At 31.9% G+C, this 25781-nt stretch carries 30 protein-coding genes; 16 read left to right on the top strand and 14 right to left on the bottom strand.

Annotated elements, in window-relative coordinates:
- Nucleotides 1-42: 42 nt before the first annotated feature.
- Nucleotides 43-513, bottom strand: a complete 471-nt coding sequence (locus ACYX4H_RS03880; RefSeq protein WP_147134731.1) for an Lrp/AsnC family transcriptional regulator — start codon at nucleotides 511-513, stop codon at nucleotides 43-45.
- A gap of 135 nt (nucleotides 514-648) precedes the next feature.
- On the opposite strand from ACYX4H_RS03880, the gene ACYX4H_RS03875 reads away from it, so the two are divergent.
- Both ACYX4H_RS03875 and pckA read left to right on the top strand, forming a co-directional pair.
- Nucleotides 649-1038 (top strand): DUF423 domain-containing protein, encoded by a 390-nt coding sequence (locus tag ACYX4H_RS03875; protein ID WP_476237901.1) that lies wholly within the window; start codon nucleotides 649-651, stop codon nucleotides 1036-1038.
- A 69-nt stretch (nucleotides 1039-1107) separates the two neighbouring features.
- Nucleotides 1108-2724: a phosphoenolpyruvate carboxykinase (ATP) gene (gene pckA / locus ACYX4H_RS03870; RefSeq protein ID WP_476237900.1), complete on the top strand. Its 1617-nt coding sequence runs from the start codon at nucleotides 1108-1110 to the stop codon at nucleotides 2722-2724.
- Nucleotides 2725-2795: 71 nt separating this feature from the next.
- Here the strand turns inward: pckA and ACYX4H_RS03865 are convergent, their stop codons facing one another.
- Nucleotides 2796-3545, bottom strand: a complete 750-nt coding sequence (locus tag ACYX4H_RS03865; RefSeq protein ID WP_475295860.1) for a uroporphyrinogen-III synthase — start codon at nucleotides 3543-3545, stop codon at nucleotides 2796-2798.
- A gap of 23 nt (nucleotides 3546-3568) precedes the next feature.
- Nucleotides 3569-4213, bottom strand: coding sequence for a DUF4271 domain-containing protein (locus tag ACYX4H_RS03860; RefSeq protein ID WP_476237899.1), 645 nt, complete (start codon nucleotides 4211-4213; stop codon nucleotides 3569-3571).
- Nucleotides 4214-4329: 116 nt separating this feature from the next.
- On the opposite strand from ACYX4H_RS03860, the gene ACYX4H_RS03855 reads away from it, so the two are divergent.
- Genes ACYX4H_RS03855 through ACYX4H_RS03845 form a run of 3 tightly spaced genes read left to right on the top strand, consistent with a single transcriptional unit; the run spans nucleotide 4330 to nucleotide 6926 of the window.
- The gene (locus ACYX4H_RS03855) at nucleotides 4330-5052 is read left to right on the top strand and encodes a polyprenol monophosphomannose synthase (protein WP_476238629.1); all 723 of its coding nucleotides are present in this window, start codon (nucleotides 4330-4332) and stop codon (nucleotides 5050-5052) included.
- A gap of 27 nt (nucleotides 5053-5079) precedes the next feature.
- Entirely contained in the window at nucleotides 5080-6420 is a 1341-nt protein-coding gene (locus tag ACYX4H_RS03850; protein ID WP_476237898.1) for a dihydroorotase, read from the top strand.
- On the top strand, nucleotides 6420-6926 hold the full coding sequence (locus ACYX4H_RS03845) for a DUF4296 domain-containing protein (RefSeq protein ID WP_476237897.1): 507 nt from the start codon (nucleotides 6420-6422) through the stop codon (nucleotides 6924-6926). The genes ACYX4H_RS03850 and ACYX4H_RS03845 overlap by 1 nt, the downstream gene beginning before the upstream one ends.
- Here the strand turns inward: ACYX4H_RS03845 and ACYX4H_RS03840 are convergent, their stop codons facing one another.
- Entirely contained in the window at nucleotides 6927-7934 is a 1008-nt protein-coding gene (locus tag ACYX4H_RS03840) for an NAD-dependent epimerase/dehydratase family protein (RefSeq protein ID WP_476237895.1), read from the bottom strand.
- Nucleotides 7935-8054: 120 nt separating this feature from the next.
- On the opposite strand from ACYX4H_RS03840, the gene tyrS reads away from it, so the two are divergent.
- Nucleotides 8055-9350, top strand: coding sequence for a tyrosine--tRNA ligase (gene tyrS, locus ACYX4H_RS03835; RefSeq protein ID WP_476237894.1), 1296 nt, complete (start codon nucleotides 8055-8057; stop codon nucleotides 9348-9350).
- Between the two features lie 130 nt (nucleotides 9351-9480).
- On the opposite strand, the gene ACYX4H_RS03830 is transcribed toward tyrS, so the two are convergent.
- From ACYX4H_RS03830 to ACYX4H_RS03820, 3 genes are all read right to left on the bottom strand, one after another.
- Entirely contained in the window at nucleotides 9481-10461 is a 981-nt protein-coding gene (locus ACYX4H_RS03830; RefSeq protein WP_476237893.1) for a LuxE/PaaK family acyltransferase, read from the bottom strand.
- Nucleotides 10462-10562: 101 nt separating this feature from the next.
- A complete protein-coding gene (locus ACYX4H_RS03825) occupies nucleotides 10563-11327 on the bottom strand; it encodes a T9SS type A sorting domain-containing protein (RefSeq protein ID WP_476237892.1) in 765 nt (254 codons plus the stop codon).
- Between the two features lie 109 nt (nucleotides 11328-11436).
- A complete protein-coding gene (locus ACYX4H_RS03820) occupies nucleotides 11437-11781 on the bottom strand; it encodes a T9SS type A sorting domain-containing protein (protein WP_476237890.1) in 345 nt (114 codons plus the stop codon).
- Nucleotides 11782-11971: 190 nt separating this feature from the next.
- On the opposite strand from ACYX4H_RS03820, the gene ACYX4H_RS03815 reads away from it, so the two are divergent.
- Both ACYX4H_RS03815 and ACYX4H_RS03810 read left to right on the top strand, forming a co-directional pair.
- Nucleotides 11972-12652 carry a response regulator transcription factor gene (locus ACYX4H_RS03815; protein WP_147134773.1) on the top strand — a complete coding sequence of 227 codons (681 nt, stop codon included), beginning with the start codon at nucleotides 11972-11974 and terminating at the stop codon, nucleotides 12650-12652.
- Between the two features lie 10 nt (nucleotides 12653-12662).
- Nucleotides 12663-13712 carry a sensor histidine kinase gene (locus ACYX4H_RS03810; protein ID WP_476237889.1) on the top strand — a complete coding sequence of 350 codons (1050 nt, stop codon included), beginning with the start codon at nucleotides 12663-12665 and terminating at the stop codon, nucleotides 13710-13712.
- Here ACYX4H_RS03810 and ACYX4H_RS03805 read toward each other — a convergent pair.
- Nucleotides 13686-14750: a glycosyltransferase gene (locus tag ACYX4H_RS03805; RefSeq protein ID WP_476237888.1), complete on the bottom strand. Its 1065-nt coding sequence runs from the start codon at nucleotides 14748-14750 to the stop codon at nucleotides 13686-13688. The two genes, ACYX4H_RS03810 and ACYX4H_RS03805, sit on opposite strands and share 27 nt — an antisense overlap.
- A gap of 190 nt (nucleotides 14751-14940) precedes the next feature.
- Here ACYX4H_RS03805 and trmB point away from each other — a divergent pair, with 190 nt between their 5' ends.
- The 8 genes from trmB to ACYX4H_RS03765 all read left to right on the top strand — a co-directional run bounded on the left by trmB (nucleotide 14941) and on the right by ACYX4H_RS03765 (nucleotide 19557).
- On the top strand, nucleotides 14941-15615 hold the full coding sequence (trmB, locus tag ACYX4H_RS03800) for a tRNA (guanosine(46)-N7)-methyltransferase TrmB (protein WP_476237886.1): 675 nt from the start codon (nucleotides 14941-14943) through the stop codon (nucleotides 15613-15615).
- A 2-nt stretch (nucleotides 15616-15617) separates the two neighbouring features.
- Nucleotides 15618-16247 (top strand): LysE family transporter, encoded by a 630-nt coding sequence (locus ACYX4H_RS03795; protein WP_476237884.1) that lies wholly within the window; start codon nucleotides 15618-15620, stop codon nucleotides 16245-16247.
- Between the two features lie 6 nt (nucleotides 16248-16253).
- Nucleotides 16254-16583, top strand: a complete 330-nt coding sequence (locus ACYX4H_RS03790) for an MGMT family protein (RefSeq protein WP_476237883.1) — start codon at nucleotides 16254-16256, stop codon at nucleotides 16581-16583.
- 139 nt (nucleotides 16584-16722) lie between these two features.
- Nucleotides 16723-17859, top strand: coding sequence for an Mrp/NBP35 family ATP-binding protein (locus ACYX4H_RS03785; RefSeq protein ID WP_476237881.1), 1137 nt, complete (start codon nucleotides 16723-16725; stop codon nucleotides 17857-17859).
- 4 nt (nucleotides 17860-17863) lie between these two features.
- A complete protein-coding gene (locus ACYX4H_RS03780) occupies nucleotides 17864-18106 on the top strand; it encodes a NifU family protein (protein ID WP_147134793.1) in 243 nt (80 codons plus the stop codon).
- Between the two features lie 160 nt (nucleotides 18107-18266).
- Entirely contained in the window at nucleotides 18267-18596 is a 330-nt protein-coding gene (locus ACYX4H_RS03775; RefSeq protein WP_475295845.1) for a 2Fe-2S iron-sulfur cluster-binding family protein, read from the top strand.
- A 70-nt stretch (nucleotides 18597-18666) separates the two neighbouring features.
- The gene (locus ACYX4H_RS03770) at nucleotides 18667-18963 is read left to right on the top strand and encodes a hypothetical protein (RefSeq protein ID WP_476237880.1); all 297 of its coding nucleotides are present in this window, start codon (nucleotides 18667-18669) and stop codon (nucleotides 18961-18963) included.
- 87 nt (nucleotides 18964-19050) lie between these two features.
- Nucleotides 19051-19557: a ferritin gene (locus ACYX4H_RS03765; protein ID WP_475295843.1), complete on the top strand. Its 507-nt coding sequence runs from the start codon at nucleotides 19051-19053 to the stop codon at nucleotides 19555-19557.
- A 38-nt stretch (nucleotides 19558-19595) separates the two neighbouring features.
- On the opposite strand, the gene ACYX4H_RS03760 is transcribed toward ACYX4H_RS03765, so the two are convergent.
- The 6 genes from ACYX4H_RS03760 to ACYX4H_RS03735 form a co-directional block, all read right to left on the bottom strand.
- On the bottom strand, nucleotides 19596-20390 hold the full coding sequence (locus ACYX4H_RS03760; protein WP_476237879.1) for a DUF1853 family protein: 795 nt from the start codon (nucleotides 20388-20390) through the stop codon (nucleotides 19596-19598).
- A 2-nt stretch (nucleotides 20391-20392) separates the two neighbouring features.
- On the bottom strand, nucleotides 20393-21289 hold the full coding sequence (locus tag ACYX4H_RS03755) for a metallophosphoesterase (RefSeq protein WP_476237878.1): 897 nt from the start codon (nucleotides 21287-21289) through the stop codon (nucleotides 20393-20395).
- A 33-nt stretch (nucleotides 21290-21322) separates the two neighbouring features.
- A complete protein-coding gene (locus tag ACYX4H_RS03750) occupies nucleotides 21323-22078 on the bottom strand; it encodes an SGNH/GDSL hydrolase family protein (RefSeq protein WP_476237877.1) in 756 nt (251 codons plus the stop codon).
- 99 nt (nucleotides 22079-22177) lie between these two features.
- Entirely contained in the window at nucleotides 22178-22894 is a 717-nt protein-coding gene (locus ACYX4H_RS03745; protein ID WP_476237876.1) for a 3-ketoacyl-ACP reductase, read from the bottom strand.
- Between the two features lie 67 nt (nucleotides 22895-22961).
- Nucleotides 22962-24128, bottom strand: coding sequence for a carbohydrate porin (locus tag ACYX4H_RS03740; protein ID WP_476237875.1), 1167 nt, complete (start codon nucleotides 24126-24128; stop codon nucleotides 22962-22964).
- A 108-nt stretch (nucleotides 24129-24236) separates the two neighbouring features.
- Nucleotides 24237-25769: a Dabb family protein gene (locus ACYX4H_RS03735; protein WP_476237874.1), complete on the bottom strand. Its 1533-nt coding sequence runs from the start codon at nucleotides 25767-25769 to the stop codon at nucleotides 24237-24239.
- Nucleotides 25770-25781 lie beyond the last annotated feature (12 nt).

Here is a 25781-nt window from a genome sequence, read left to right as displayed (position 1 = left end):
ATTATCAATAAAAAACCCCGAGTGTTAGTTCGGGGTTTTTATTTATATCTTCATTTGGCGATCAATTTGTTGATCTAGTGAAATAAATGTTTCAGTTCTAGAAACTCCCGAAATAGTTTGTATTTCATCATTTAACAAGTGCATTAAATGTGCATTATTTTTGCAAATAATTTTAATAAGTACATTCCAATTGCCAGTTGTATAATGGCATTCTAGTACTTCGGGCACTTTTTTAAGTTGTTTAATAGCTTCTGGGTTGTGTATGGCTTTATCTAAATAAACACCAATAAAAGCTACAGTTGTGTAGCCTAAAACTCTTGGGTTTATTACAAATTTTGAACCAGTTATTAAACCAGATTTTTCAAGTTTACGTAAACGCTGGTGTATGGCAGCCCCAGAAATACCAACGTTTCGGGCTATTTCTAAAATGGGCGTTCTAGCATCTACCATAAGGGCACGCAATATTTTTTTGTCTATTCCGTCTATTGTTAAAGCTTTGTCTTTTGATTTCATTTAAAATGATTTCTGTTTAAAAGGCTAATTTAATAATTTGATTTCAATTTAAAACTAAAATATTAAAATTGATTAACCTGGTAAATAAATTACTAGTTTTAGTTTACTAATTTTGCAATATTAATACAATAAATAATGACCAAAAAAATATTATTAGCAGGTGCTATATTAGGTGTAATTGCCATTATTTTAGGTGCTTTTGGCGCACACGGTTTAAAATCATTAATTTCAATAGAGGCTCAAAAAACTTTTGAAACAGGCGTGCGCTATCAAATGTATCATGCATTATTTTTGCTTTTTGTAGGAGGTACTTCTTTTTTAACTGAAAAAACCAAGGCTATTATTTTCTATTTAATAGTTTGTGGAGTCTTGTTCTTTTCTGGGTCTATTTATGGTTTAGCAACTAATAATCTGTCTGCTTTTAACTTCAAAACTATTGGTTTTATAACTCCAATAGGAGGTTTGTTACTTGTACTTGCTTGGAGTATTTTAATTGTGAAATTTTTAAAAATTAAACAGAAATAGCTGTTTAAAAAGTGTAATTATCAAAATAAAACTATTAATTTTGCGTAAAACTTAAATTTTTGCGAATTTATGGATAAAAACACCCAAACTACGAAAACGATTTCGTTAGAGCGTTACGGCATAAAAAATGCTACATTACATTACCAGCTTTCGGCAGAAGCACTTCATGAAATATCAATTAAAAAGGGCTTAGGTGTTCAGGCCTCGTCTGGTGCTTTGGCAGTTAATACTGGTGAATTTACAGGGCGCTCACCTAAAGACAGGTTTATTGTTAAAGATGATATTACTAAAGACCGCGTTTGGTGGGGCGATATTAATATTCCTTTTGATGCGGATAAATTTGATAAACTTTATAGTAAAGTTGTTAATTACCTGTCTAACAAAGAAATATTTGTACGCGATTCATACGCATGCGCCGATGAAAATTATAAACTGAGCATACGCGTAATAAATGAATATCCTTGGAGCAATCAATTTGCTTACAACATGTTTTTAAGACCTACTGATGAAGAGTTAGATAATTTTAATCCTCAATGGACGGTTGTAAATGCCCCAGGTTTTATGGCAAATCCTGAAGTTGATGGTACAAGACAGCATAATTTTGCAATTTTAGATTTTTCAAAAAAAATAGCACTTATTGGCGGTACAGGTTATACAGGCGAAATTAAAAAAGGCATATTTTCAGCTTTAAATTTTATACTACCAGTTTTTAAAAACACATTGCCAATGCACTGTAGTGCCAATGTTGGTGAAAAGGGCGATACTGCTATTTTCTTTGGGTTATCGGGTACGGGAAAAACCACACTATCAACAGACCCAAAAAGAAGTTTAATAGGTGATGATGAACACGGTTGGACAAATGAAAACACCGTTTTTAATTTTGAAGGTGGTTGTTACGCTAAGGTTATAAACCTTTCAAGAGATAAAGAACCTGAAATTTATGATGCCATTAAAAAATGCGCCATATTAGAAAATGTTATATTAGATGATAGTGGTGTGGTAGATTTTACTAACACTTCCATTACACAAAATACAAGGGTTAGTTATCCAATTCATCATATTGAAAATATTAAAGTGCCTTCAATAGGCAAAAACCCAAAAAATATTTTCTTTTTAACGGCTGATGCTTTTGGTGTAATTCCGCCAATTTCAAAATTAACCCCAAGTCAGGCTGCATATCATTTTATATCGGGTTATACAGCAAAAGTAGCAGGAACTGAAGCAGGTGTTGTTGAGCCTGTACCTTCTTTTTCAGCATGTTTTGGTGCGCCTTTTATGCCTTTACATCCAGCAAAATATGCTGAAATGCTAAGTGAAAAAATGGTTAAATCTGGTGTTAATGTTTGGTTGGTAAATACTGGGTGGACGGGTGGTCCTTATGGTGTAGGAAAGCGTATGGAACTTAAATATACACGGGCCATGATAAATGCCGTTTTAAATGGTGATTTAGGTTTGTATAATTATGACGATTACCATATTCACTCTGTATTTGGAGTAGCCCAACCAAGAAGTTGCCCTGGCGTGCCAACAAGTGTATTAAGCCCAAGAGCTACTTGGAATGATGATAAAGCATATTACACTACAGCCTTTAAATTAACAAATGCTTTTAGAGAAAATTTTAAAAAGTTTGAAGCGCACTGTAGTGAAGAGATAAGACGTGGCGGACCGCAGCGCTACGCATTTTAAGTGTTTATTAGTTAAAGAAAAAAGCTGATTTTTTTAAAAAATCAGCCTTTTTTAATAGTATTTTAAGGTAATTATTTCCCTTTATTAACTTTGTCAATGTATTTTTCTAAAGCCATTGTCATTGAAGGTGTTTCGGGTGTTGGTGCAGCAATATCTACACGCAAACCTTTAGCTTCAACCGCTTTTATAGTTGTGTTTCCAAAAACAGCTATTCTTGTATCGTTTTGTTTGAAATCTGGGAAATTTTGAAACAAAGATTCAATTCCAGACGGACTAAAAAATACTAAAACATCATAATAAACATTAGCTAAATCTGATAAATCACTCACTACAGTTTTGTAAAAAGTGGCCTGTTTCCAGTCTACACCTAAGGCATCTAAAGTGTCTGGCACTTCTTGTTTAACTTTATCGGTATTTGGTAATAAAAACTTTTCGTCTTTATACTTTTTTATTAATGGTGAAAGCTCAGAAAATGTACGTTTACCAACATAAATTTTACGTTTTCTATACACAACATATTTTTGAAGGTAATAAGCAACAGCTTCAGATTGACAGAAATATTTCAATGTATCTGGTACTTTAAAGCGCATTTCTTCAGCTACTCTAAAAAAGTGATCTACAGCATTTCTACTAGTTAAAATTATGGCTGTGTAATTATTTAAATCAACCTTTTGGTGTCTTACTTCTTTTGCAGGTACACCTTCAACATGAATAAACGGTCTGAAATCAATTTTTACTTTTCGTTTTTCTTGTAAATCAAAGTATGGTGAGTTCTCTATTTTAGGTTCTGGTTGAGATACTAAAATTGTTTTCACTTTCATAGGCACAAGTAGTTTGTTCTGTATTAACTCATAAACACCTTGTATAATATAAGATAGGGTGTTATTTCAAGTGCGCAAAGATACAAAATAAAATAGAATAAATAGTTTTTTATAAAACTTTGATGCATTTTAAATGATGTTATTATTCCTATAATATTTGCAATTAATAAAATAATAACCATTATGTAAATTACCGTTAAAGAAACTTGAATTTTGTATAGTAAAATAGCATTTATAGGCAGTAATAAAATACCAATGTAATTTTTGTAGCTTATTTTTTGAAATATATAGTTGTCAACTAATTTGTCAATTTCAAAAAGGCTGGCTATGAGTCTTTCTAAAAGTACTTTTATAAGTATAAAAGCGCCAATACCAACAGCCATTTTAAATAATAGATTAATGTTGGTACTCTTAGTATTTGTAAAATGCCTGTAAACAGTATATGTAAAAGTAGCGGCACAAATTATTAAGTTGCAAAATAAAAGAGCATCAAACTTATCAAAAAACTTTTGTTCTCTAGAGTAAATTTTTAAATATTTAGAGTTTCCTATTACATAAATAAAGTCGTTAAACCGCTTTGGGTCAGCTAATTTAGCAATAGCAACTAAAGCAATACCAATAACTAGTAAAATGGTAAAAAGTTCATTATGTATAATTTCTCTAAGCATGCCTTAAAATTATTATATTTTATTAAGAAGAAGCTTAAAATTATTAAGGAAAATTTAAAAAAAATACGGGCTTAATAATGTACATTTGCCAAAATTAAATGTTCAAGAGTATTAGAATGGTAGGAGCTGTAGTTATTATTCCAACGTATAATGAAATTGAGAATATTGAAGCTATAATAAAGGCAGTTTTAGGGCAATCTAATGATGTTCATGTGCTTATTGTTGATGATAATTCACCAGATTTAACAGCTATAAAAGTTAAAGAGCTTCAAAAAAGTTACAGTAACAGATTGTTTTTAGAAATAAGAAAAGAAAAATCTGGACTTGGTACGGCCTACATACATGGGTTTAAATGGGCTTTAAGTAAAGGTTATGATTATATTTTTGAAATGGATGCCGATTTTTCACACAACCCAAACGATTTACCTAAACTATACAATGCATGTGCCACTGATGGTGCCGATGTATCAATAGGATCGCGTTACAAAACAGGTGTAAATGTGGTAAATTGGCCTATGGGAAGAGTACTTATGTCGTACTTTGCATCAAAGTACGTGCGTTTTATAACGGGTATGAATATTACAGATACCACAGCGGGTTTTGTGTGCTATAAAAACCATGTGCTTAAAGCTATAAATTTAGATGCTGTAAAGTTTATTGGGTATGCATTTCAAATTGAAATGAAATTTAAAGCCTATTTAAAAAACTTTACAATTGTTGAAGTGCCAGTTATCTTTACTGATAGAACTAAAGGCGAATCTAAATTACACCGTGGCATAATATCTGAAGCTATTTTTGGTGTTATCTCAATGAAAATTAAAAGCTTATTTAAAAAGTAAAACGTAATTCTATTTAAATATAAATAAATGAAAAAAACACTAATTAAAAATGCCAATATAGTTAATGAGGGGGCTATTTTTAATGGCGATATATTAATAGAAGGCGAGTACATAAAGAAAATAGGAGAATCTTTAACACCAAAATCTGCCGATGTATTAGTTTTAGATGCAGAAGGCAAATATCTCTTACCTGGTGTTATTGATGATCAAGTACATTTTAGAGAGCCAGGACTTACACAAAAAGCAAACATTGAAACCGAGTCTAAAGCAGCAATAGCGGGTGGTATTACATCATTTATTGAAATGCCCAATACCAAACCACAAACTACAACTGTTGAAAAATTAGAAGAAAAATTTGCCATTGCAGCAAAAACATCATCGGCTAATTACTCTTTTATGTTTGGCGGCACAAACGATAATTTAAACGAAATTTTAAAATTAGATGCTAATCAAGCAGCAGGTTTAAAATTGTTTTTGGGGTCTTCAACAGGAAATATGTTGGTAGATGATCCTGAGGTTTTAAAAAATATCTTTAAAAATACCAATTTAAGAATATCAGTACATTGTGAAGATGAAACCACAATAAAAAACAATTTACAAGCACATATTGAAAAGTATGGTGATGATATTCCTATTTCACAACACCCCATAATTAGAAGTGAAGATGCTTGCTATTTATCATCTTCAAAAGCTATAGAATTAGCAAAAGAAACCGGTGCAAGGTTACATGTTTTTCATTTATCTACAGGAAAAGAAACTAGTCTATTTGAAAACAAAACACCTTTAAAAGATAAAAAAATAACAGCCGAAGTTTGCATACATCACTTATGGTTTTCTGATGAAGATTATGAAAAGAAAGGTACATTAATAAAATGGAATCCGGCAGTGAAAACAGCTGAAGATAGAGAGCAACTTTGGGAAGCTTTACTAGATGACAGAATTGATGTTATTGCAACAGACCACGCACCACATACTTTAGAAGAGAAAAAAAACGTTTATACTAAAGCACCTTCTGGTGGGCCATTAGTGCAGCATGCTTTACCGGCTATGTTAGAAATGTATCATAGAGATAAAATTTCTATTGAAAAAATAGTTGAAAAAATGTGCCATAACCCGGCTATTTTATTTGATGTTGAAAGTCGCGGCTATATTAAAGAAGGTTATTATGCAGATTTAGTGTTGGTAGATTTAAACAACCCATGGACAGTAACTAAAGAAAATATATTGTACAAATGTGGCTGGTCTCCTTTTGAGGGCACAACCTTTAAATCTAGAATAACGCATACCTTTGTAAATGGTAATATTGCTTACCAAAATGCTAAATTTAGTAATGCAAAATATGCTAAACGATTAACTTTTAATAGGTAATGTTGAAACGTTTTTTTATAGTTTTTTTAACCATTTTGAGTTTTATTGGGTGTAATAATAGCCCTAAAAAGCCAAAGAATTTAATTTCTAAAAAACAAATGGTTAATATTTTAATAGATGCCAAATTAGTAGGGTCTGCAAATGCTGTAAACAGAAAAACTTTAGAAGACAAAGGTATTTTCCCAAATACTTATATTTACAATAAGTATAATATTGATAGTTTACAATTTGCCGAAAGTAATGTGTATTATACATACAAAATGAAAGACTATGAAGAAATTTACCAAATGGTAAATGATAGTTTAGTAAAACTTAAAGAGCATTACCAAAAAATACAAAAAGAAGAACAAAAAAAGCGCGTTAAACAAAGTGAAGATTCTTTAAATGACGTTTTAAAAACCCGCGATTCTATTAAATTTAAAAAAGGTAAAAACACTGTAAAACCAGCACCGTCAATTGATGACAAAACAATTCAAGAATTAGAAAATTTAGATATTGAGTTGTAATTAGTGTTGCTTTAAAAAACAAGCACCAATATTTTCTATTGTTTTATTAATAGGTGTAAACGTATAGTTTATTGCAGTTTCAACATGCTTGCTGCTATAGTTTTTTTCGGTGGTTAATGCAGATGCCACATGTTTAGTAAGTACACGTCTTTTACCTGTAAGTTTTGTTTTTAACCAATCTAACTTCCAAGCTATTTTTAAAAGAAAAATAGGTGCTTGTTTTTTGGGTTCTTTTTTGTTTACAGATTTTGCTAATGCTTGTAAAAATTGTTTGTAAGTCCAGTTTTCTGCAACTAAAACAAAGCGCTTTTTAGTAATAGTGCTTTTTACAAGCGCTATCATAATATTTACAACATCATTAACTGCTACCAAGCCAACAGTTCCATTAGTGTAGTAGGTAAAACCTTTGTGTGCACGTTTAAATAAATTTCCGGTGCCATAGCGCCAAATACCAGCGCCTAAAATAACCCCAGGATTTACAATAACAGCATTTAAACCTTCTTGGGTACCGCGCCAAACTTCCATTTCGGCACCGTATTTTGTAATGCTATAAATACTGTTATCGGCTTCAGGGTTCCAAATAGCATCTTCATCAATTAACGCATTATTTGTACTGTCTCCTAAAGTAGCAATAGAGCTTACATGGCATAGTTTTTTAATACTATTTGCTAAGCATAGGTTTACAACATTGGCTGTGCCTTCAATATTAGTTTTTCTAGAAAGTTGGTATTTATCAGGTTCAAAAGATACAAATGCTGCGCAATGATATACGTATGAAACACCCTTAAAAGCATCAGTTAACAACGGAATGTTTAAAATATCAGCTTCAACAAATTCAATTTTATTGTAAAGCTCAAGGTAATTATTAGTGTAGCATGAAAATACGTTTTTAATATTTTCAAGTTTTTTTTGGTTTCGGTAAATAGCCCTTACTTTTTCGCCATTACTTATAAGTTTGTAAAGCAAATGAGATCCAACTAAACCTGTACCGCCTGTAACTAAAATCATGTGGCTAAAATAATGAATATTTTAATTAGCCTAAGCTAAAAAGCTTCAGAAAGAATACTAATTATAACCTACTAATTGTATGGTATTTTTATATTTGCAGCACAATAAATTATATTAAAGATGAAAATGAATTTTGTTGAAGAATTAACATGGAGAGGTATGTTACATGATGCCATGCCAGGAACCGATGAACATTTAATGTCTGGTATGCAAAGCGCCTATGTAGGTATTGACCCAACGGCCGATTCTTTACATATTGGGCACTTGGTAAGTGTTATGATGTTGCGTCATTTTCAATTAGCAGGCCACAAACCTTATGCGCTTGTTGGTGGTGCTACAGGTATGATTGGTGATCCTTCAGGAAAATCTGCCGAACGTAATTTGTTAGATGAAAAAACACTACGCCACAATCAAAATGCTATTAAAAGCCAATTAGCACGTTTTTTAGATTTTGAAAGTAGCGAAGCCAATGCTGCCGTTTTAGTAAATAATTACGATTGGATGAAAGATTTTTCGTTTCTAGAATTTATTAGAGACGTAGGTAAGCACATTACCGTAAATTACATGATGGCTAAAGATTCTGTAAAAAAACGTTTGTCTTCTGAAGCTAAAGAAGGCATGTCTTTCACAGAGTTTACCTATCAATTAGTGCAAGGGTATGATTTTCTTCACTTATACAAAGAAAAAAACTGCACCTTACAAATGGGCGGAAGTGACCAATGGGGAAACATTACCACAGGTACAGAGCTTATTAGGCGTATTGGCGGAGGTAAAGGTTACGCATTAACTTGCCCATTAATAACAAAAGCCGATGGTACTAAATTTGGTAAAACCGAAGGTGGAAATGTGTGGTTAGATGCTAACAGAACATCACCATATAAATTTTACCAATATTGGTTAAATACCAGTGATGAAGATGCTGAAAAGTACATTAAAATATTTACTTTTTTAACTAAAGAGACTATAGAAGCTTTAGTAGCAGAACACAAAGAAGCACCGCATTTACGTGCTTTACAGAAACGTTTAGCTGAAGAAATTACTACGATGGTACACTCTAAAGAAGATTTAGATAACGCCATAAAAGCCAGTGGTATTTTATTTGGAAAATCAACCAGTGAAGATTTAAAAGCGTTAAATGAACAAACATTTTTAGATGTGTTTGATGGTGTGCCGTTAACCGAAATTTCAAAAAGTGATATTGAAAACGGGTTAGATATGGTGGCTGCGTTGGCCGAAAAAGGTGGGTTTTTAAAATCTAACGGAGAAGCAAGACGCGCTTTAAAAGAAAATTCAATTTCTGTAAATAAAGAAAAAGTAAAAGAAGATTATAGTATTACTGCTTCAGATTTAATAAACAATAAGTTTGTGTTATTACAGCGTGGTAAAAAAAATTACTTCATTTTAAGAATAGTATAAAAAAATAAGGCTTGGTGTAAAAACCAAGCCTTATCACTAACCAATTAAATAAAAACTAATCTTTCTTTTTCTTAGCTCTTTTATTTAGTCTGTTAAAAGTTAAAAACCTTACAGGCATATTTTAATTTTTTTAAAGCACCATTAAATTGCAACCGCGAATATCAGAATGGTCAAATCTGCCAATAATTTCAAAAGAGCCATCAGTATTTAAACGGCCCAAATCTTGTGTGGCAATAAAGGCGCAAGAATTAATATTAGCCAAATCTATAATGTTTAATCCGCCTGTTTTTCCTGTTTTTTGAATAGTTAATGGGTCTTCGGTGTCGCGGGTTAAAACACGCATCCAACTTGGGCAATTAAAAACGCCGTTGCCTTTTGAATAAGCCTGACTTAAAAGTTCGGTCATACCATATTCACTATGTATTTTATCAACGCCAAAACCTTTTTTTAATAGCGTATGAAGCTCATCACGTATCAACTCTTTTCTGCGGCCTTTCATGCCGCCAGTTTCCATTATTATAGTGTTTTTTAAATTGAATTTATAGGTTTCAACTAAATCTAAAAGTGCAAAAGACACACCAATTAGTAGTGTTTTTTTTCCTTCTGAATTTAACCTTAATAGGGTGTTTTTTAATTCTGATAAGTTATTTAAATAAAAACCGCTTTCGGGCTGTTTTGATTGTTTTATAAGCGCATCAACCATATAAATTAGTGAAGAGCCTTGGCGCTCTAAATATGACGGTAGTAGTGCTAAAACCACATAATCTTCAATGTTACCATAAAACTCTGTAAACCCAAAATTAAAGCTGTCTTCATAAATTTTAAGATTGGTTACATGGTGTTTGCTAGTATTTTTCCCTGTGGTGCCAGAGCTTGTAAAAGTAGTTTCAATGGTGTTTTCTGAGCTTAAAACAGTATGCGATTTAAAAAACTGAATGGGTAAAAACGGAATATCTGTTAAGGTTTTAACATCGCTGGGTGTTTTATAGAGTAAATCGCAAAAAGACCTATAAACCCGATTGTTTTCAAACTGAAATTTGAAAATTTCAAGAGCCTTTTTTTCAAAAGCTTCGTTGGTTTTAATGTTAAAAATACTATGGTAATCTGTCATTTATCAAGCAATTTTGTTCAAATAAAAACAAAACACAAAAGTAGTTAAAATAAAAAAGCGTTGCTATTGCAACGCTTTTAAATGTATGTGTATTCAATTCATTATTTAATAACTAATCTTTGTGTAGTTACAGCATTGTTTTGCGTAGCTTTTAAAACATAAACACCAGCTTTTAAACTTGAAACGTTTAGGGTGTTATTGTTTGTAACGGCGTTAATTACTTGCTTGCCTAACACATCAAAAACTGATACTGAAATTTTTGCATTGCTTTGGCTAGTAATATTAACAAAGCCTTTTACCGGATTTGGATACAAAGCAAACCCTTTTATTTGGTTTTGATTAGATGAAAGGGTATTGTTAGCTGCGCCTGAAGTTGGAGCAGCAAGATAAAAAGTTCCATCTCCAGATTGATTTAAAGAGTTAGAAGTGTCATCATTATATTGTACAGTTTCACCTAAGGCATTCATAAGTGCTGTGTCATCACTATCATTAGTTCCGTATACTACAGCGTCTACAATGTTTATAGTTGTTGGAGCCGTACCATTAGGGAAGTTTGAAGCACTATCCATATACAATGCAATAGCATCTGCACCATTTTGTATACCGTTTGATGGGAAATTAATAACAAAAAAGCCATTAGCATCAGTTGTTTCACCTGTCAAATCAACCGTATTGTAGCTTGAGTCATTACTGCCATTAAAAAGAACAATAATATAACCGTTTAATGATGTGTTTGGAGTCCATTTAATTTCAATAAATTCGGCGCTATCGGTGCCTGTTTGGTCAGCATCAAATTCACTAATAATTTGCCCAAAAGAAGCATTTGCTAATAAAATAGTAAATAGAAAGAAGTAAAGTTTTTTCATAAGGATGAGAGTTTAAATTAATTAAGCTCCTAAATTATGTATAAACTTTAAGGTATTTTAAGTGTTATGTGTAAATTGATGTTTTTTTTACATGTAAATAACGTTATCTTTACTTTATCACTAATTTTCTGGTTTCACTAACGTTATTTTCAGATATTTTTAAAATATATACGCCTTTGCTTAAATTGGCTATGTTTAACTCTTTGCCAATTAGCTTAGTTTTGTAAATTAATTTTCCTATTACATTAAAAAACTCAACATGCTTTGTTAAATTTTTTTTCGAAGATATGTATATAAAGGTATGGCTGCTTTTTACAGGGTTGGGGTAAATAGATAAGCCTTCAATATTGTTTTTAGCAGGCGTATTTGTAGCATAATTTTGAGAAATACCGTTTTGGGTACAAAACAAAAAAACTAGCATAAAAAAAACAGATAAAAAGTAATTTTTTTCCATAAAGTACCGTTTAGGTAGTGTAAATTTAAGAAAACACAACAAAATTTATACCAAAAAAGTGTTAAACATTTGCGCAATACATCGAAAGGTTAACTTTGCGTAAGTACTTTGTTACCTTAATGTTATTAATTAGTCAATAATGAGTATATTATGCTTTTAGTTTTATCTTTACCTTTTGAAATTATTAAAAATGAAAAAAAAGGACATTAAAATATTGTTAGTTGATGATGAGCCAGACATTTTAGAAATTGTAGGCTACAATTTAACAAGTGAAGGCTACCAAGTAATAACTGCCGAAAACGGAAGTGAAGGCGTTAAAAAAGCAAAAAAAGAATTGCCTCAACTCATTATTTTAGATGTAATGATGCCTGAAATGGACGGTATTGAAGCATGTGAATTATTGCGTAAAAATCCAGACTTAAAAAACACAATTATAACTTTTTTAACTGCAAGAGGTGAAGATTACTCGCAAGTAGCAGGTTTTGATGCTGGTGCCGATGATTACATAACCAAACCAATAAAACCAAAAGTATTGGTAAGCAAGGTTAAAGCATTACTACGACGTTACAAAGAAGAAGATGTTTCTGATACCGTTAAAATAGGTAGCCTTGTAATAAACAGAGACGAATATAAAGTAACCTCAAAAGGCAAAGAAATAATATTACCTAGAAAAGAATTTGAATTATTATCTTTGTTAGCCTCAAAGCCAGGTAAGGTTTTTAAACGAGATGAAATATTAGACACCGTTTGGGGTAATGAAGTAGTTGTTGGTGGTAGAACCATTGATGTTCACATTAGAAAACTACGCGAAAAATTAGGTGATGATAGTTTTAAAACCATTAAAGGCGTTGGGTATAAATTTGTAGATTAGTTAGTACCACATGCAAGCGCAAGCAAAGTTTAAAAAAACATATAGGTTTGCTATAAACACGTCTTTATACATAACCGCATTTATAACGCTTTTAATAAGCGTTTTTTTATATTATTTTCATCCACCACAGTGGTATTATATACCTGTTTTTGCTACTTGTGTATATATATTTTGCTTTATAATTATTCAATTTAGAATTGAAAGATTTATTTACAAACGTGTAAAAAGAATTTATGATGATTTAACGTTGTTAGAATCGGCTAGTTTAAATAAAACGGCCATTACAACAGACATGAAAACACTTACCCGTGAGATTGATAAATTTGCAAAAGACAAAAAAATAGAAATTGAAACCTTAAAAGTAAGAGAACAATACCGTAAAGAATTTTTAGGCAATGTGTCACATGAGCTTAAAACACCATTGTTTACAGTACAAGGCTATATTTTAACGCTGCTTGATGGTGGTATGGATGATGAAAACATTAGACTTAAATATCTTGAAAGAGCAAGTAAAGGCATTGAAAGGTTAGGGTATATTATTAAAGACTTAGATATGATTACCAAACTTGAGGTAGGCGATTTAAGTTTGAAAACCGAAGCTTTTGATATTGTTGAGCTTGTTGAAAACGTATTTGATATGTTTGAAATGAAAGCCGCAAAAAAGAAAATTACCTTAACCTTTGATATGGATTACACCGAACCAATAATGGTTAGGGCAGATAAAGAACGTATACAACAAGTGTTGGCAAACCTAGTTGTAAATTCTTTAAAATATGGTAGAATTAAAGGAACCACTGAAGTTAGTATTGAAAACTTAATAAAGAACAAAGTAATTATACGTGTTACAGATAACGGTGAAGGTATTGAAAAAGAGCATATTAAACGTTTGTTTGAGCGCTTTTTTAGAGTTGATAAAAGTGGCTCAAGAAAAGAGGGTGGTTCTGGCTTAGGCTTATCAATAGTAAAGCATATTATTGAAGCACACAACGAAAAAATTTATGTTGAAAGTGAATATGGTGTTGGTAGTGAGTTTTCATTCACCTTGGAAAAGGCTGAATAAATTTTTGTAATCTACATCAAAATCAAAAGCTTTTAAACCTTCAAAGTTTTTAACGTCTTCAATTTTTTCAATTTTAAAATCATCTTGTTTACAACTTGGTACAAGGCGCATTTCGGTTAAGCGTTTTGCTAAATACTCTTGCTCAAATTGCCCAGGTGTTGGTATAAAAAAAGCCTTTTTATTTAATTTTGCTAAATCCATTACCGTAGTGTAACCAGAACGCGAAATAACAATATCACTTTCGTTAATGGTTTTTTCCAAAAGATCAGATGTCATAAAATTGTAAACCGTAATATTGCCCATAACTTGTATGGTTTGTTCATCTTCCATCAAGCCTTTAACTAATATTGTTTTTTCAGGGTAATCTTTAAGTTCATTAAGTAATTTATCAACTAACAAACCGCGTTGTGGTTCGGGGCCAGAAATTAAAGCTAATAATTTATTGTTTTTTGTTGTAGTTTTCTTTTCAAATCTACTTAACGGACCAATGTAAGTTAAAGGGATGTCAAAGGTGTTTGTATGTCCAAGTTTTCCACTTAAATTAATGTCGCCATCAGTATCAGGCACCCAACATGCGCTAAATTTTTTTATAATTTTTTGGTGCATTTTAGTACTAAACCAAGTAGTACTTCCGCTTAGTACGTTAAGTTGATGCGTTATAAAAACCGAAGGCACCTTTTTGCTGTAAACACCCAATCTGTTATCAGAAATAACACCCGAAATTTGATGCGTTTCTACAATATCTTTAATTGCTTTTTTTTCGTTTTTAACTGCTTTTAAAACTTTAGGAGAATCTTTAATAAGTTTCATTTTAAAGTTTTTTCCATTTTTTGCGTAGGTTACGTTGTATCCGGGTAATTCAATAGATGACAGCATAGGAAACTCTTTTTGCAAAAGTTTTAAGGCAACACCATCACTGGCTATAATGGGCTCAAAACCATGATCTAATAAGGCTTTTACAATAGGTATGCATCGGGTAGCGTGCCCTAAACCCCAATTTAGAGGAGCTACTAAAATTCGTTTTTTATTGTGTTTCACAAATGTATATTTGGGTGTTTTTTGCAAAACCAAAATGTTGGTTTTATTTAATATTTTTTGTGTGAAAGTGCTTAAAAAAGTTTCACAAACACAAAAAATAAGAAAAACAAAGGTAAGCATATAAAGGCTTGTGTATATTTCCTTAATTTTACCAAATATTTTCAAATAATAAGAAATAGTTAAAAACACAGTGGGAAGTAAAAATAAACTAAAACGATTTAAAGAAAACGAAACATTTTCAAACGTATTTCAACCCAAAAGAGAAGCGTTGGTTAATGCTACTTATGAGTTAAAAGGTAACTGGCGCTCAAAAGTTTTTAAAAATAATAACCCTGTAGTTTTAGAGCTTGGTTGCGGTAAAGGCGAATATTCTGTAGCCTTAGCTAAAAAATACCCCAATAAAAATTTTGTAGGTATAGATATTAAGGGCGCACGTTTTTGGCGTGGTGCTAAAACAGCTATTGATGAAAACATACCCAATGTTGCTTTTTTACGTACTCAAATTGAGTTGATAACTTTTGCTTTTGAAGCTAATGAAGTTGATGAAATTTGGATTACTTTCCCAGACCCGCAAATAAAATATAAGCGTACTAAACACCGTTTAACCAATGCCGATTTTTTAGCTAAATATAAAACAGTGCTTAAACCTGATGGTATTATGAATTTAAAAACCGACAGTGAATTTATGCATGGTTATACATTAGGTTTACTTCATGGTGCTGGTCATAATGTGCTATATGCCAATAATGATGTTTATAAACAAGAAGGAAGCCCAGAAGAAGTTACCGCTATTCAAACATTTTATGAGTCGCAATACCTAGAGCAAAATAAACCAATTACGTATATTAAATTTCAAATTAACTAGTTTTGAATATTACCATCATCTTTTTTTTAGGTTTAATTATTGCACTAGTTGGGGTAATACCACCGGGGCTGTTAAACATGACGGCTGCAAAAATTAGCTTAAAAGAAGGGCATAATCGTGGTATCATGTTTTCTATTGGTGTTTGTGTAATTGTAGCAGTACAAACCTATGTGGCATCCGTTTTTGCAAGGTATTTAAGCAAGCATCCAGAAGTGGTTGATGTATTACAACGCGTAGCCTTTGTAATTTTTGTGCTTATAACAGTGTACTTTTTATTTGTAGCCAAAGCAACCACCAAACAGCAAATAAAAACCAAAACAAAAAGTAAGCATAGTAGATTTTTTCAAGGTTTGTTTTTGTCATCAATAAATGTGTTTCCAATACCATATCAAGCTTACATGACTATTACTTTAGCATCATTTGGGTGGCTTAATTTTGAGCAAATAAATGTAATAGCGTATGTAGCTGGTGCAGTTTCAGGTACCTTTGTGATGCTTTATATGTATATTTTCTTTTTTGATAAAGTGAAAAACAAGGCATTTACATCACAAAAAAATATGAACTATATTATTGGCGGTATCACCGGAATAATTTCAATAGTAACATTAATAAATATTGTAAAAGAACTCTAAAATACCTTGAAACCCGAAACCTTAAGTTTTTTTGAAAAAGTTTATAAAGTAGCACGTTTAATACCATACGGGCGGGTTACAAGTTACGGAGCCATTGCAAAATATCTTGGAGCTGCCAAAAGCGCTCGAATGGTTGGGTATGCCATGAACGGATCTGGCGGAAAAGATGTGCCCGCACACAGGGTTGTAAACAGAAATGGATTGCTAACCGGAAAACATCATTTTGATGGCACAAACCTTATGCAACAACTTTTAGAAAGCGAAGGAGTTGAGGTAGTTGATAATCAAATTCAAAATTTTGAAAACGTGTTTTGGGATCCTTCAGAAGCTCTGTAATATTTGCTAATTCTTATTTAAAATCATTTTTAAAGTGCAATAACTAAATTAAATAGCATAATAAACAAAACTTGTGTTAAGGTAACATTTCTTCAGCCTATAATCACTACCTTTGTACATTAGAATAAATTATAATTACATGAAGCTTAATAAGCAAGATATATACAAAGCATTAGAGAGCATTACGGTACCTGGTGAAGGACAAAACATGGTTGAAAGTGGCGCCGTAAAAAACGTGGTAACTTTTGGTGATGAAGTGGTTGTAGATATTACAATTAACAACCCAAGTTTACAAGCAAAAAAACGTGTTGAAGTTGATATTTTAAAAGCAATACATGAACATGTTTACCAAAAAGCCAAAATAAAAGTAAATGTAAAAGTTGATGCGCCTGCAACACCCAAACCCAATGTAATAAAAGGAAAGCCAATACCTGGTATTAAAAATATTGTAGCAGTAGCTTCAGGTAAAGGCGGCGTAGGTAAATCTACCGTTACAGCTAATCTTGCAGTATCATTGGCAAAAATGGGTTTTAACGTTGGTGTTTTAGATGCCGATATTTATGGGCCATCAATACCTATTATGTTTGATGTTGAAGCTGAAAAACCTCTAGCGGTTAATGTTGAAGGAAAATCTAAAATGAAACCTATTGAAAATTACGGAGTAAAAGTATTGTCAATTGGGTTTTTTACACAACCAAATCAAGCTGTTGTATGGCGTGGGCCAATGGCAGCCAAAGCATTAAATCAAATGATATTTGATGCGCATTGGGGAGAATTAGATTTCTTACTTTTAGATTTACCTCCAGGAACAGGTGATATACATTTAAGCATCATGCAATCATTACCAATTACAGGAGCTGTAGTAGTTAGTACACCACAAAATATTGCCCTAGCCGATGCTAAAAAAGGCGTAGCAATGTTTCAGCAAGATAGCATACAGGTGCCTGTTTTAGGAATTATTGAAAATATGGCGTACTTTACACCAGAAGAATTGCCAGATAATAAATATTATATCTTTGGAAAAGAAGGTGCTAAAAATTTAGCTGAAGATTTAAAAGTACCATTTCTAGGGCAATTACCATTGGTACAAAGCATAAGAGAAGCTGGAGATGTTGGTAGGCCAGCAGCATTACAAACAGCTACTGTTTTAGAGCAAGCTTTTGAAAAATTAACTCAAAATGTAGTGCAAGAAGTAGTAGCACGTAACGAAAATTTACCACCAACCGAAGCCATTAAAATAACAACCATGGCAGGTTGTTCGGCAGTTAAAAAGTAATAGAATGACTTCAGAAGAACTAAAACTAAATGTTGAAAAGGCATTAGATGAAATTCGCCCATTTTTACAAAGTGATGGTGGCGATATTTCGCTTTTATCAATAGAAGATGATAAACTTGTAAAAGTACAATTGCAAGGAGCTTGCGTTGGTTGTAGTGTTAACCAAATGACATTAAAATCGGGTGTAGAAATGACTATAAAAAAGTATGCACCTCAAATAGAGCAAGTAATTAATATAAGTGCATAGCATTACTGCAAATGTTGTAATAATGTGATGTTATTTTTATAAAATCTTCAATTTTTTTAATTCCTATTAAATTAGTAGAGAAAACATTTAGATAAATGATTTTCTTAACCTAAATTTGTGGCATAAATTATGATATGCCTTTGGCAGTAAACACTTTATAATGCAAGACGTAAATTTAAAAATTACAGACAGAGATGGTGTAACGCATGATATAGTTGCACCAACAGATATGGCCATGAATTTAATGGAAGTTGTTCGCTCATATGAGTTAGCTCCCGAAGGTACCATTGGTGTTTGTGGTGGTATGGCTATGTGCGCATCTTGCCAATGTTATGTGCTAACTGATAACGATTTACCTCCAATGAGTGATGATGAAGAGGCTATGTTATCTGAAGCTTTTGATGTTAAAGATAATAGCCGTTTAGGATGCCAAATACAAATAACACCCGAAATGGATGGTTTAGCTGTTGAACTTGCTCCAGAAAGTTAAATAAGGGCAAAGCTTAAACTTAAATAATTTTTGTTTTTATTTATTCTAAATAAAGGCTATATTTGCACCTGTGAAAAATGTAGTTAACACCCATACCAGTTATCAAATACAGCATATTACTTTTTGTAAATATGCTTTAATTACACCTAATAAGTTAATACACTTAAGCTTTCCGCAAATGCTTGAGTTAAGGCGTAAAATAAATGCATTAACTACTTATAATGCATTAAATAATATTATTGACAACGAAAATTTCGTTTTACTTTTTGTAGCCGATAAGCAACATTTACTTTTTTTAGAAATCCCGCAGTTATTAAAACTAAAAGATCAAATCTCAGCATTTTTTCAAGCGCCAGTGCTAGCTTAATTTTATTTATTTAGACTTTGTTTAAATTTTGTTTGCATTCTTTTACACCGTATTTTTATTGTAAATTTGTGTAAAAGCACATTAGGTATGAATACAATAGTTAGAAAACAAATGTCTATTAACACAGATGTTATGGACATGCTAAATAATCAAATTGCTATGGAAATGAAAGCATCAGCTTCATATTTAGCCATGGCCTCTTGGTGTGACCAACGTGAGCTATTAAATAGCAAAGCGTTTTTTTACAAGCAAGCTGAAGAAGAGCGTGAACACGCCATGAAAATATTTACATTTATTAATGATAACGGCGGAGCAGCAATTTCACCAAATGTAACCAACGTAAATAATGATTTTGAAAGTTTAAGAGCTATTTATGAAACTGGTTTAGAGCAAGAAATAGCCGTTACAGAATCTATTTATAAAATATTTAAAGCAGCAAGAAAAGCTGATGATTTTATAACAGAAGTATTTTTACAATGGTTTATTACCGAACAATCTGAAGAAGAAGATACCTTTAGAAGCATTATTGATGTATTTGATTTAATGGAAGGTATGCCACTAAAAATGATTGACGAAAGACTGCCTAAAGAATAACAGGCTTTACATTAAAATACCATAAAAATGTTTCTAGTTTACCACCAAACTAGAAACATTTTTTTTATGCTTCCATTTTTAAATTTTACCCAACAAAGGGCAGAGAATTTAGTGTTAAAATAATTTTCAGCAATTGTTTTAAAAGTAGTGTGGTTTTTCCAGTTTACATTTGGGTGAGGTGTTATTAACCAATCTTTTTTTGTTGGTATATAGAATTTACAATTTGAAAGAATTTCTAAATCTTTAGTATTAATATAATAGCCCGCAATACAATTATTGTTTAACGTTTTAAGTTGTATGTTTTGGTTGTTATACGGTAAAAATAATTGTGCTTTAAAATAAACATACTGTAAAATAGTATTAATATTTAAATCTAAGTTTTCTAAATACGGTTTACAAGTATCTGAATAGAGTAGCGGAAGTTGTTTTTTTTCAAGTTTTAATAGTTTTTCAACTAAAGTATCTTTTCTGTTTGGGCCAATAAAGTGCTCAATTTCATTTTGTCCAACGGTTTCGTCATATAAATAGAATTTATAAATAATTTCTAAATGAATGGGTTGCTGTTTTTTTAGTAACAAGCAATCTATTTCCCCTAAAGTAATTTTATCTTTTTGTATTTGAATGTTTTCTGCTATTATTGAAATATCAGGTTGTTGCAATACTTCAAAAGAAACAAAACGTTCAATATATTTGCCTAAACGAAGTGTTTCATCTACCTCAATATTAATTTTTGAAAATTGGGTTTCAATGTCAAACTGTTTTAAATTAAAAACCGATTTATTTTTCCATAAAACGGGTGTTTGTAAAAACCCTTCGTAACGTTTTTGAAGCATACTTACGTTCTGTAATCAATTAAATTTACAGGACCTTCTAATAGTGTTCTAACTATTTGTAGAGTACCGTCGTCTTTAGTTGCAATATGCCATTTAATTAACGAAATAGCACCATTTTCTATTTCTAAACCTGTAATGCTACGTGGGTGAACGCAGCTGCCGTCATTAAAAAAAGCAATATCTCCGGGTTCAGGAAATCTTGGGCGGTGAGTATGGCCAAAAATAGTTAGTAAATTGTTGTTTTGGGCTATCCATTTTTTTGCACGCCTTTCAACTTTAATTAATTCGGTGTAATTTTTAGCAGGACTTGTGGGGTCTGCAATACCCATAACATTAAGGGGTTTCCAAAGTATTCTTACTAAAAAACGACTCCATTTCCAAAATAAAAAGTTCCACCAATCGGCTTGATGCCCGTGGGTTAAAAATAATTCTTGTTTGGTGGTTTCATGTTTTAAAACAATGGCTTCGTTGTAGGTTATATTTTTAAATAGCTCAACATTTTCGCCAATTTTTGGGTCAAAATATGTAGATAAATGTTTTTTAACGTAGTTGGGGTTTCGGTATACCATATCGTGATTTCCCCAAATCATGTGCAGCCTGTTTTCTTTGTGAAACTGCTTTAAAAGCATATACACATTTTTATGCGCATTTAAAATTGATGAGAACGATAGGTTTTCCCAAAGTTCATCACCATCACCTAATTCACAATAATTAAAACCTTCTTTATAATAATGTTTTAACGCGTGAAAGTAAATATTGCGGTTGTTAGCAAAATCATCAGCAAAACTATTGTCGCCACGGTGGCAATCACTAAATAAAATGTATTTACTGGTATTATTAAACGTTACAACTTTGGCGTTTTTGTAGGCGTGGTTTAAACGTTTTTTTGATGAAAACATACTAGTTAAAACTTTAAGCTAATATAGCTATAATTAGTTTGTAGTGTATCCAATTTTTTCTAATGCTTCGGGTAAAATAATACTAACAAATTGGCTGTATGCTAGTGTAGATGGATGTAAACCATCATTAGCAACAAGTTCTGGTTTTTCAAGCCCTTTGCGTGTTATATCTGTAATGTACACATAAGTTATACCGTATTGGTTACAGTAACGTTCTATAAAATTATTGTACATATTTATTTCTTCACTTATACTTGAATTTCCATTACCAAAGGGTGTATAAGCATAATCTGGTATTGAAACTACAATTACTTTATCTTTTTTTAGTTGCGCCAAAGTTATAGCGTTGCTTACAAGCTCTGGAAATTCTTTTTCAAAAACACTAAAAGGCTGCAATTGGTATTGGTTGTTAACGCCAATTAAAAGGGTAACCAAGTTGTAGTTTTCTTCTAAATTTTCATTAGCAATAGCATTTTTTAAATCAGAAGTAGTCCAGCCGGTTTGGGCTATTACTTTTAAATTAACATCATTATTACCAATTTTTTTAATAATACTATCTTTTAGCTGTTCTGGAAAACGGCAGGTTTTGCAAACACTTTCACCTATGGTATAACTATCGCCTAATGATAGTATTTTTATAACGCTTTCGGGTGTGTTTTCTGGTGTAGTTTCAATTATTTCTTCTTTTTCAACTTGAGGTGTGTTTTCATTTTTAACATCAGAAGAAGAACAGCCAAGGTAAAATACGCCAGAAAATATAACGTATTTGAGTAGTTTTTTCAAAATCATTTTTCTTTTAAAGATACAATTTTTGAAATTGATGTTTGTAATTAAAAAAAGCGCTTCAATGTTGAAGCGCTTCTTAATACATTAAAATTTAGTTATTTATTATGGATTGGTTGTCCATAAAGCAGCTGTTTTTAACATGGCTCTTCGTGGTAACTTTAAACCCGATACTATGAGTTGCGCAAAATCTTCTGGTTGTAGCACATTTTCAGAACCTTTTTCTAACATGCCTAAACCAATAGTCATGTCTGATTCTATGGTGCTTGGTGTTAAAGTAATAACTCTAATATTGTTTTTTCTTACTTCTTTCATTAAAGATTCAGACATGCCAATTACCGCAAATTTTGATGCAGAATATGCCGAAATATTAGGGTTGCCATTTAAACCAGCTGTAGAGGCTACATTAAAAATATCACCTTCATTATTATCTATTAAATGAGGTAAAACCTCTTTGGTAACATAATACATGCCCATTACGTTTGTTTGAATAGTTTGTTCCCATTGTTCAACAGGCATTTCAATAAACGAACCAATGGCGGCAATACCTGCGTTATTAACCAGAATATTTACACCGCCTAAACGCGTAATTATATCTTTAATGCTGGTTTTAACAGCGTTATAATTACTAACATCAAAAACTGAATAAATGGCCTTAATGCCAAAGCTTTCTAGCTCGTTTACTGTTTCTTTTAAAACAGATTCGTTTCTGCCGGTAATGGCAACATCTATTCCTTCTTTAGCAAAGGCTATGGCTGTTGCTTTGCCTAAACCTCTTCCGCCTCCAGTTATAATGGCTTTTTTATTTTTTAAATCACTCATTTTTTTGTGTTTATAGTTATGTTTTAATGCTTTACTTATGTGTACAAAGTTAGCAATATCAAAATATTTAAAAGCTAGCCTCTATCCAAATACCTGGAATAACGGCGTTATTAATTGTGCCAGTACCACCAGGGCAAATACTGTATTGTATGGCAGGTTGTAATACAAAATAGTTGGTAATTTGAAAACGATAACCCAACTCTAAAACCATTTCAGGTGAAAGTGAATTATGGTTTTGTACAGCTGCCCATTCATTGCTAAATGCCCCAAAGGTAGCAAAGAATAGTATTCTATCATTAATTCTAGACTTTATTGGCCCTTTACAATTTAAACCAAAACTAGATTGAAAAGGTAATTTTGCAACAGCACCATGTGGTGTATAAGCCATTGTTAAAAATGCGTTTATATTGTTGGTTAAATTTACATCAATGTGCCCATATAAGCGTAGAAAATATTTAGTGATACTGTTGGAATCTAAATTTGATAAGCTTCCAAAAACCTGATTAGCACCAATGTAAGCTCTAGTTTTACGGTTTGAAATTTCCCCAAACCAATCATATTGTAAAAATACCGATGTATCATCTGTTGCTCTAAACGCAAAATCTAAACCATTTTTAGTATCATCAAAAACAGTTTTGCTTAACTGGTAAACCCCTAGTTGAAATTGATGTTTGGTGTTTGGTTTGTATTTAAACCTTGTACCCCAAGTAGCAAAAGGAAAGGTTGTTGTTTGCCCATCTAATAAAAGCGCTCTAATAACACCATTTATGGTATTACTTATAGAATAAAAATACCATTTTGAAACAGAAAAATCGTCAACAGTTGTTGTGCGCCCTATTTTCCAAGAGAATTTATCTCCAAAATCTTTTTCAATACTTAAATCATATAAAAATGTGTTTTGCCCGCCCACAAGATTTAAAGGTTCAAATACTGAGCCTACTTCATTTGCAAGCCCTTTGCCATGGCGGTTTATCATAGAAATTTTTCCGCGAGTACCCTTCCATTTTAGTAATTTTTCAAAATCTAAAGCAACACCGGTATACAATTGCCCAGAGTAACTTGCTTCTTGTTCTATGCCTCCATAAATATTTGCAGCAGCGGTAGATGCGTAATGCAAAAAAGGATAAACACCATCGGTTAAACTTAGCTTAACTTGTTTGGTGTTTTCATTATTTTCTTGTGGTATTACTGAAAATGATGAAATTAGAAAGCATAGTAAAATAAACTTCTTCATTTTACCCATGAATATTTTATTTGAAGACCTTAAACGCCAAGAATTATTGAAGTATTCTTGACGTTTAATGCCAACAATTAAACATTTTTATTTTTTCTTTTGGAATTATTACTGTTCTGTCCAATAATCCATCACTACAGCATCAGCAAAAAGGTGTGCGTATTTATTAATTAAATTAAGATGTGCTTTATGAAATAAATACTGTTCTCTTGCGTGTTCATTTTTAAAGGTAATAACAAAGGAGTGTGTTAAGCCTTTGTCGTGTTTTTCGGTACTATCGTTTTCTCCCCATTCAAAAGCAGAAATAGAAGGTATTTCATTTTGAAGATTTACAAAAGCTTGTACGGCAGCATTTACTTCTTTTTCTGAGGCTTCATCTTTATATTTTAAGTGTACAATGTGTTTAATAACCTTATTACCTCTATTTATTTTAGGAGCAATTTTATAAGATACTGCTTTACCAAAATCAAACCTGTTAGATCCTGCAATTAGGAAATTATCATCACCAATTTTATGAGATCTTAAACCATAGTAAATTGAAAAGCCAGTTTCTAAATAGTTAATTGAACTTAAAATACCATCTTCGTTTAATTTACATAGTTGTATGGCTTCATCATCTCTGGTTCCAACAGCAAAAATGGCTTCTTTTCCGTTGCTAGACACTAATTCTATTCTTGTTTGCCCTTGTAATTTATTAGTTTCATCGTCTTTTAAAACAAAGTGTGGTACAAGTGCACCTTTATTATTTAATTTAAATACACTTACGCCATCTCCATGGTATACGAAGTCTTTGTTTTTAATGAATTTAGGTGCATAATCATAGTACTTATGGTGTCGGTGCCCCACAAGAACATAATTGTTGTTACCTAATGTAACGCCGGTTACAGGATATGCTCCTGTTAGATATCTATCTGTTGTGTTGTCATGAATATTATTTACGTTTTTGAATTTACCGCTTTCATAGACTCTAAAGCTACTTACCCCACTATCTTGAAAACCGCTGGTATATAAATAGGTTTTTCCTTTAATTTTAACGGTATACATGCCAATAATTCCATCAGTGTGTAACTCATCAGTATCTTTCATGGACTGTACATGTGTTAAGCTTCCGTCGTTATTAATTTTAAAGCAAGTAAGACCAGGAGTTGTTCTTTCAAGTCCGCCAACAAATAAATAAGATGCCTTTTTCATATGTACTACTTGCAAAGTAATACCAACAGCAAGGTGTGTATCTTCAGTATCTTCTACCATAGCAGCACGTTCTAAAGAACCATTATCTAAAATCTTGAAGGTTTCAACAACGTTACCAAATTTATTGGCTACAAATAGGAAATCATTACCTCCAATATTATCAGCTACCATGCCTCTTGCAGGACCTTTTTCTTTGTAAAGCTTGTGGTTGCTAACAGGTGTAAGTACGCCTTCTTTATCTAGGCTAAATACATCTACATCTCCTGCACCACCAACAAATACAAGGTGTTTGCCGTTTTTTTCGTAGCTGGTTACAGAAACGGTATTTTTACCAGCTATATTTTTAAAATCTTGTCTGTAAAGCATTAGGTTGTCGCTGTTTTGACCTAAGCTTAATTGGGCTATTAAAAGCGTAAATAGTAATGCAAGGTTTTTTATGGTATTCATCATAATGTCTAGTTG

Source organism: Seonamhaeicola sp. ABD4_340, from assembly GCF_056312135.1.
This window is presented reverse-complemented; position numbering and strand designations above follow the sequence as displayed.